The 8,119-nt window shown below is 67.9% G+C and carries 5 protein-coding genes and 1 pseudogene; 2 read left to right on the top strand and 4 right to left on the bottom strand.

Annotation, left to right across the window (positions count from 1 at the left end; genetic code table 11):
- Positions 1 to 347 precede the first annotated feature (347 nt).
- Entirely contained in the window at positions 348 to 1,370 is a 1,023-nt protein-coding gene (locus UK12_RS23520) for an SWIM zinc finger family protein (RefSeq protein ID WP_052682102.1), read from the top strand.
- 83 nt (positions 1,371 to 1,453) lie between these two features.
- Here UK12_RS23520 and UK12_RS23515 read toward each other — a convergent pair whose 3' ends face one another.
- The 3 genes and pseudogenes from UK12_RS23515 to UK12_RS23505 form a co-directional block, all read right to left on the bottom strand.
- Positions 1,454 to 3,355, bottom strand: coding sequence for a DUF2075 domain-containing protein (locus tag UK12_RS23515; RefSeq protein ID WP_045305098.1), 1,902 nt, complete (start codon positions 3,353 to 3,355; stop codon positions 1,454 to 1,456).
- A gap of 117 nt (positions 3,356 to 3,472) precedes the next feature.
- Positions 3,473 to 4,396 carry a DUF3800 domain-containing protein gene (locus UK12_RS23510; protein ID WP_045305097.1) on the bottom strand — a complete coding sequence of 308 codons (924 nt, stop codon included), beginning with the start codon at positions 4,394 to 4,396 and terminating at the stop codon, positions 3,473 to 3,475.
- Positions 4,397 to 4,873: 477 nt separating this feature from the next.
- Positions 4,874 to 5,170 (bottom strand): annotated as a pseudogene (locus tag UK12_RS23505) (BREX system ATP-binding domain-containing protein); the annotation flags it as partial.
- Between the two features lie 150 nt (positions 5,171 to 5,320).
- Between UK12_RS23505 and UK12_RS23500 the strand changes: the two are divergent.
- On the top strand, positions 5,321 to 5,536 hold the full coding sequence (locus UK12_RS23500) for a hypothetical protein (RefSeq protein ID WP_231591354.1): 216 nt from the start codon (positions 5,321 to 5,323) through the stop codon (positions 5,534 to 5,536).
- Positions 5,537 to 5,616: 80 nt separating this feature from the next.
- Here UK12_RS23500 and UK12_RS23495 read toward each other — a convergent pair whose 3' ends face one another.
- Positions 5,617 to 7,407: a DNA/RNA helicase domain-containing protein gene (locus UK12_RS23495; RefSeq protein ID WP_156178878.1), complete on the bottom strand. Its 1,791-nt coding sequence runs from the start codon at positions 7,405 to 7,407 to the stop codon at positions 5,617 to 5,619.
- Between the last annotated feature and the right edge of the window lie 712 nt (positions 7,408 to 8,119).

Below are 8,119 nucleotides of genomic sequence, written 5' to 3'. Positions count from 1 at the left end.
TGCCCGCTGCCCGCTGCCCGCTGCCCGCTGCCCGCTGCCCGCTGCCCGCTGCCCGCTGCCCGCTGCCCGCTGCCCGCTGCCCGCTGCCCGCTGCCCGCTCTGTTCCCTTACCATAGCGCGCAACGTTTCGTCACATCCACCACTTGAACCTATCGGTCACAGAGGCATCGATAGTACCTGCCGCCTCGCAACTCCTCATCGCACCTGCGGCGACGACTCCATGGCCCACGCCGCGCCATCCCGGCCTCTCCCCGTCACCTCCACCCCACCGAGCACGTTCGGCAGCCTCGGGGGACCGGGCGGCGAAGCGTCGACACCCGCTGTCCCCGTCCGCTTGGATGAGTGGCGTGACGAGTGCGACCATATTCACCGAGAACGACCTGCGCGCGCTGGCCGGGCTACGCTCCTACGAACGAGGCGAGGGCTACCGGGATGCGGTGAACGGCCTTGAGGTGGCGGGAAACCGCTTCACGGCCACCGTCTGCGGGACTGAACTCTACGAGGTCGTACTGGAGTTGAACGGACGGCGGAGGCTGACGGGGAACTGCGACTGCCCGTACGGGCTGGACGGCAACTTCTGCAAGCACTGCGTCGCGGTCGGCCTGGTCGTACTGGAGCACCGGGCGGAGCTGCCCCGCCTGCGGGCCGAATCCAAGGCCCGGGTCGGCAGTCTGGAGTCCTGGCTGGACTCGCGGTCCCGCGACGATCTGCTGGCCCTGGTACGCGAACTCATCGACGCAGACCGGGGTCTGCGCCGCCGCCTGGAACTCCGCGCCGCGACGGCCCAGGCCGATCCGGCCGCGATCCGCCCCCGACTGGCAGCCCTGCTCTCGGTGAGCCGCTTCAGCCGCTACGGGTACGTCGAGTACGCCGACGCCAGGGCCTACGCGAGCCAAGCCAGGGAGGCGGTGGCCGCCATCGGCGCGCTGACGGGCGCGGGGCAGGCGGCTCAGGCGGTCGCACTGGCCCGGGAGGCAGTCAGGCTGCTCGGCGAGGTCTACGAACAGGTGGACGACTCCGACGGGGGTGTCGGCGAGGTCGTCGCCGAACTCGGCACGGTGCACCTGGAGGCATGCCGGACAGCCTCGCCCGACCCACTGGAGACGGCCGACTGGCTGGTGGCGCAGCTGCTGCACGACCAGGGCTTCCTGCTGGAGCTCGACCTGACCGACTACCGCGACATCCTGGGCGAGGCCGGACTCGCCCGACTCGGCGAGCTGGCACAGGAGGCATCACGCCGCAATCCGTCCGGCTGGGCCGAGAAGGACCTGATGCGGCAGCTGACCCGAGCCGAGAAGACGCCGACCCGCCGATCACGTGGCACACGTCCGACCTCTCCGCCTCGGGAAGCCGAAGCCCCACCCCGCTGATCGCGCGGAAGCCGGCCAAGGCCGACCATGAGGCCGAGCCACTGCAGTGGGCCGAGCGGCACCATGCCTGGAGACCTCGTCGGTCAGCGGGCGATCGTGGGCTGCTCGCTCTCCACCGGATGTGGTGTTCCTGTCACCAACTCCCGGAGCTTGGCACGGGTCTCGGCGTCGGTCGAGTACAGCACGGTCCCGATCATTCCCCGGGTCAGCAGAACCTTGTAGGTGTTGCGGATCAAACGGTCCACATCCGCATCGCTGGTGGACCTCCGGAAGACCGGGTCCTTGGACGCAGTACGGTCGCTCACCCAACGGTCCGTCCGCCACACGAGGTCGGGGCCGATGATCACGCCGCTCCAGTCGTACTCGAAGCCCTGGGCGGTGTAGACGCAGCCGACCTGGCCGGAGCCGGCCGGATCGGTGGCCCACAGCGCGGCTGGCGGGGCGCCGGCGATCGAGCGCTCACCGTGGAGGTTCCACGGCCGTGACCAGTCGCCGATCGTCACATCCAGGGGCAAGGGGGCGCCGGGTGGGATCCTGGTTGTCCATTTCCAGCAGTACCCTGCGGACATCCTGGCCCCGTAGCCCTCTGCTCGGCGTGCGTCGAGGAATGCCTCGAGTTCCTGAGGGCTGTCGACCACGTCGAGTTCGACCTTCCCGTCCGGTTCCCAGCCGAGGGGGGCTTCACCCTCCAGCCCCAACAGCCGGACCACCCAGCGCAGGTAGGCATCACTGCCACCACACCTGAACTGGCTGTCCAGCGAGACGACCCGGCACTCCAGCCCCTTGACCGCCGCTGCCGCGCGGATCTGCGCCACGGTGCCCATCTCGCCGGGGCGCACCACCTGGTGCTCGTCCAGCAGGAAGACCGGCACCCGGGCGGCGTCGATCAGCTCCTCGATCTGGGGCTTCCCGGTTCGCTGTTCAGCCCGGGTGTACCGGTTCGCCGAGGTCTCACGGATACGGTGCGCCTCGTCGCAGAGCAGGACGTCCAGGCCGTTGCGCTCGGCGGTCATGAAGCTGTTGAAGTACTTGAACAGCTCCTGGACTTCACGCTTGCGTGAGCCCGCGATCTTCCGCATGGTCGTGGTGAAGGAGCTCGACCCGGTCGCGTGCAGTGCGGAGACACCGTTGCGGTAGAGCTCGCCGAGCAGTGACAGGGCGATGACGCTCTTCCCCGTCCCCGGACCGCCGGCCACCACGACCACCTCCTTGTGGTCGGACCGCTGTGCGCGGCGTACAGCGTTCAATACCAGCTCGTAGGCGACCCGTTGCTCGTCGAGCAGAACGAACTGCTCGCGTTCGCGTACCTCTTGCGCAGCGACCGCCATCAGCTGCTTGGAGGGTCCGATCTTTCCTGCGAGGAGCTGATCGGCCGCCTCCGCCCCCGAAGCAGGAGCCAGCTTGGTTCGCAGGTACTCGACGAATTCACCACGTCGTTCGCCTGTGAACAGTCTGCCGCGCTCGCTCTGTTCGATCTCGTAGAGGCCGCTGACACCGAACTCGGTCGCGTTGTGCAGATATGCAGCTCCGGCGACACGCTCCGGGTGCGCGGACAGCGCGCCGTTGAAGGCAACCAGGTAGTCGCAGTAACCCCGGACCTGCTCGATCGGGTTCAGTACCGGCCGTGTGTAGGAATCCACCCGGCACAGCAGCGGCTCGCCGTCCTCGGGCTCGGCGCTGCTCCACTGCTTCAGTTCCACCACGACGTACGAGGGCTCACCGGTGACGGGGTGGGTGCCGGCGAGTATCACGTCCGCGCGCTTGCTGTTCAGCGGGAGCGTGTACTCCAGCAGCATCTCCACCAGGCCCAGCCCGGAATCGACCAGGGCGTTCGCCAGCACCGGGATGCTGCGTTCCCAGGAGCGGATTTCGGAGGGGCCGGGCCGGTAGCCGTGCACGTGGACGAACTGTTCGATGAGCCGAAGGGAGAGCGAGCCGGCCAGTTTCTCGGCGGCGACCGCGGTGGCGGAGTCGCGGAACAGCAAGGAATTCCCCTAGGCAGCACGAAGAGAATCGTGCGGGTGGGGGCATGTCCCGATGGGGAAGCCCGGCGGGCCGCGTTGACGACAGCTGGAACTTTACAGGGCGGCCCGGTAGGCGGCTCAGAGGAGAACGGGGAGGCCGGCTTCCGGGGCAGACGGCGACTGCCGGGTTGAAGCGGCCGATTCCCGGGCCTGCGCGGGGATCCTGGCGCTGTTGAACAGCATCGCGCCGGTGCGCTCGACATGGCGCCGATTCGATACGACCACACCGCCCTGCCACTTCGCGTCCTGGCCCTCGAGACGCAGCTGCAGCTTCCGGACTCGGTCCATGTACCGATCGCGCACCTCGGCGAACCCGCTGTGGCTGTGGACATTCCCCGTCAGATCGCCTGCGTAGGTGTGGCAGGCCGCGGGGTAGAGGATCCCGGAGATCAGCACGTCGGCGATCTGCAGGGCGAGATGGGTGTCGCTGTGGCCGAAGACCGGTGATTCCGCGATACCGGGCAGGGGATCGCCCGCCTTGTCGAACTTCTGGACCGTGATTCCGTGGACGTTGCCCGCATTCTTCTTCGGATTACGGCTGTCGAGGATCAGCAGCGCCTGGCTGTCACAGGTGTGGAGGTACTGCTGAAGGTTGGCGCACAGCGCCCGCACCGATCCGGCGTACATGCTGGTCTCGCTGTTGGCCTCGCCGACCGCCTTGACTAGTACCCGGGCCATGATCCTGCCCTCGTGCTCCTCCAGCAGCCTGAGCGTCTTGTCCAGGAAGCCGTGGGCCCGGCGCTGACGGCTGCGACTGGAGGAACGGATGTCCTTGCGGAAGTTCGATCCCTTGATCTCGTGCCGTACGACGTCGATCAGTTCGGCGTTGCCCAGCTCGGACGGGTTGAAGGTCCGCTTCAGCTCCAGGAATCCGACGGTGAGCGACGTGAGTCGGCTCTCGGGGACGGCGAAACCGCCGATGACCATGACCGGTGAGGAATTGGCAAGTGCGAGGTCGAGCTTGCCCCCGTCGCCGGACTCGTCGACGTAGCACAGGTACAAGGCCGATCCCCCTAGGAAACAACTATGGCCGTCCCAGAATCCTGGTAGACGGCCATAGGACTTGCTGCACGCGGTGCAGCGATGTGTAGTGCTGTCACCAACGTATGGCGTTCGGTCACATCAGCGCAAGCTTCGCCGGTCGAGTGAGACACGGACTACATCAGCTTTCGGACGAACCTGTGGGGTTCGGCGAGGACCCGCATGACAGCGTCGAGGTCCGCGAGCCGGACGGCCAGTGTCGCCATCGCCGGGCGCGGCAGGAGTTCGTCGCTGAACTTCAGGCCCTTCAGAGCGGCCGAGGTCCGCGAAGAGTCGGCCGATACGGTGCATCCCGGCAGCCCACCCTACGTCGCCTTTTCACCGCCATCCACCGCCGCTGCTGCAGCGGTCGGGGCGACCGCCAACCGAGCGAGTTGACGATGTGGTGCAGTAACACGGGGTCGAGCAGGTCCATGGGCGAGTCGGTGTCGAGCGCGTTCACGGCAGGTCCAGCTCGATCCCGTCGGCGCTGGAGGCCGTCGCCGCGTTGCGTTCCTCTTCGCTCAACTCTGCGGCCGATACGGTCAGCCTGTAGTGCACGCGCGGGTCGGAGTCCTCGAACTCGTCCACCCGGTCCGGCACATCGGCGACGAGTTTGCGCAGAAACAGCCGAGGTGCGATCCCCACCTTGCCACCGAGTCCGCCGGTCACCGAAGAGGCCAACGCGCCGATGTAGCCGTCGTCGGCGCTCGCAGCCACCCGCTCGGGCGCCCGAGCGGCGCCGACGTACAGATCACGTACGTTACGGTCGGCTTCACCCGCAGGCCGCCCGAGGACGTACCTGGGGGCGGCGCGGGATCACCCCGGTCGTGACGGTCAGCGGCCGCCGCTCCGGACGGCTGTCGGTGGCCGGTTCGATCGCCGTCCGCCCGGGAATGGCTGACGGTGTTCCTGTTGTCGGCCTACGCGCCGGAGCTGAACCCGGTCGAAGGACTGTGGGCGCACGTCAAGCGAAGCCTCGCCAACCTCGCCTCGGTCGCCCTCGACAAGCTGGAGACGCTCGTGCGGAACCGACTCAAACGCCTGCAGTACCGGCCTGGCGTCCTCGACGGCTTCTTCGCCGGAACCGGGCTCCGCCCGGACGCACCAACGCCACCCTGAAGCACGGACCTCAGTACGGATCACGTGCTGTGCACACGTGATCTCTCGTCCTGCCGGCACCGGTGCGTTCCTGGTACGGCTCAAGCCGTGGGCGGACGCTTCGCCCTCCTGATCTTCCGGACACGGATCGGTTGGTCGGCCACGGTGCCCGGGATAAGCCGCCGCAAGGCGTCGCGTGTCTCGGCGTCCTCGGAATAGACGACTGTCCCCTGCCTCCCCCGGGTCAGGAGCACGTGGTAGGCGTTCCGCACGCGCCGGTCCACCACGGCGGGGTCGGCCGACTTCGCCTTCAGCGGACTGTCATGCGTCTCGGACGGATTGACGACGAATCGGTCGTCGCGCCACACGAGGTCAGGTCCGATGATCACCCCGGCCCAGTCGAACTCGAAGTTCTGGGCAGTGTAGATGCAGCCGATCTGGCCGAACCCACGAGGATCGGTCGCCCACTGGCTGGTCTCCGGCATGTCCGGCGACTTGACGCCCTCTCGGGCGTTCCACGCACGGTGCCAGTCCCCGATCTGAACCTCGAACCGGACCTCGCCTTCGGCGGGTTCCTCCCACTCCCAACAGAACCCGGCGGTGATGCGGGCGTGCGCACCTTCGTTCCGGATTCGCTCCTCGAGGAACGACTCGAGCTCCTGAGGACTCTCCGCGAGCCGGACGTCGACCCGTCCGTCAGACTTCCACGTTCGTGGGCTCGCCACTGTCAGGCCGAGCAGTTGTGCCACCCACTCGCGGTACTCCGTGCTGCCGGCCGCGCGGAACATGCCCGACAGCGGGATGACCACAGGGTCGCACCCGAGGAACCTGGCGCGCTGTGCGAGGTATTCCGCCGAACCGACCTCATCGGGGCGCAGGGACTGCCAGTCGTCCAGGAGGAACACGGGGACCTCGGCGGCGAGGATGAGCTCGTCGGCCTGCGGCCGGTCCAACGCCTTGACCCAGGCCGGAACATCGCGACCGTTGGACTTCAGGCGCACCCGGTGGGCCTCGTCGCAGATGAGGACCTGGAGGGAGTTCTCGGGCAGTTTGCCGAACTGCTGGAAGTAGCGGTAATCCTGGCGGGACTGCTTGTCCGCGAGTCCCTTCTTGCCACGGGGTGCCGCGTCGACGGCGGCGGCGCGCAGATTCTTGGTGAAAGACCTCGAACCGCTGGCGTGCACGACCTGTCGGCCCTCCTGCTTCAGCGTGCGCAGCAGCTCGACCGCGATCGCGGTCTTGCCGCTTCCCGGTCCGCCTTGGATGATCACCACCTTCTTGCGGCCGGTTCCGTTGTGCCCCCGCAGCACCGTCTCGTAGACCTCCTGGAAGGCGAGCTCCTGCTCCTTCTGCAGAGCGAAGACCGGATGCGGGTCGCCCACCCTGCTGAAGGCCTCGATGGAGGACGGCGGCTCGTACTGGTCGGCGGCGAGGAACACGTCCGCGGCGCGGCTCCCCGACTTCGCGGCTGCGAGTCGGGTGGCGAGGAAGTTCTCGAAGAGGTCCATGCGGTCGACGGTGAAGAGCCGACCGTGGTCGCTGCTCTGCAGGTCGAACAGCACGTCGACCTCGGACCGCGCGTTGTGCAGCAGCGCGGCCCCGGCGATGCGGTCGGGCTGGCCGTGTAGCGGTGCCAGGTGGTGAACCAGGAACTCGCAGTACCGCTGGACCTGGCGGACCGGATGCAGCTTCCACTTCGAGAAGCCCGCGTCGACCGCAACCGCGTTATCCGGGTCCACCACGGCTTTGCGCCATTGCTTGAGCTCGATGACGACATACGAGAGGTCACCGGTGACCGGGTGTTCCCCGGCCAGAATCACGTCGGCCTCGCCGGCCATGTCAGGCCTGGTGTACTCGATCAGTACCTCGACGGAACCGAGGTCGCGCTTCATCAGCGACTCGACGACCGTGGGCAGGCTGTTGTCCCAGGACGCGATGATCCCGCTGCCGGGACGCTCCTTGTTGACGTGGTTCCGGGTGTACTCGTCGATCAGGCGCTCGGTGAGCGGAAGATGGTCACACCCGGGCTGTGGCGCGATCAACGGGACGAGCGCGGACGCGGACTTCCGGAGCAGCAAGGACTTCCCCTACGGACACGACGGATCTCGTGCGGGTAGGGGCATGTCCGAGACCGGAAGCCCGTCGGGCCGCGATGGCTGTCCGTACATTAGCGCGAGAACCGCTCCGGTACGCACGAACCGGCATTGCAGGGCACCTGGAGAGGCCGCACCGGTGGACCTGCCTGGCGGTGCGGTAGATGGGGAAGCGGCCGGTGGCCGGTGGCCCACACTCCGGTGGGCGGGGTTGCCGCCGACGAGTGGCCGGTGGGCCACGTCGCTCCCCAAGAACCTGGTAGAGGACTCCCACCCAACCAACTGGCCACCCCATCGGGTGACTTGGGCACGGCGGTGGGGATGGTCCGGATACGCTCGCGCAGACAACCCCATACATGGCTACGGCCCCCAGCCGGGAAGGCAATCCCGAGCGAGGGCCTGACCACCCGGGAAGAATCGAGCTTCCCGATGGCTGAGCAGCAGTCCAACGCGCCCCTGCGCGCCCCCGCCGCGCGTCCGGCGTCATCCACATCCGCACCCGCCTCACCGC

Source organism: Saccharothrix sp. ST-888, from assembly GCF_000955975.1.
Taxonomy (GTDB): Bacteria; Actinomycetota; Actinomycetes; order Streptomycetales; family Streptomycetaceae; genus Kitasatospora.
This window is presented reverse-complemented; position numbering and strand designations above follow the sequence as displayed.

Bases quoted from the DNA above. Each gene is read 5' to 3' on its own strand.
- UK12_RS23495 (WP_156178878.1), bottom strand. From the start codon at position 7,407: ATGAAGCGCGACCTCGGTTCCGTCGAGGTACTGATCGAGTACACCAGG.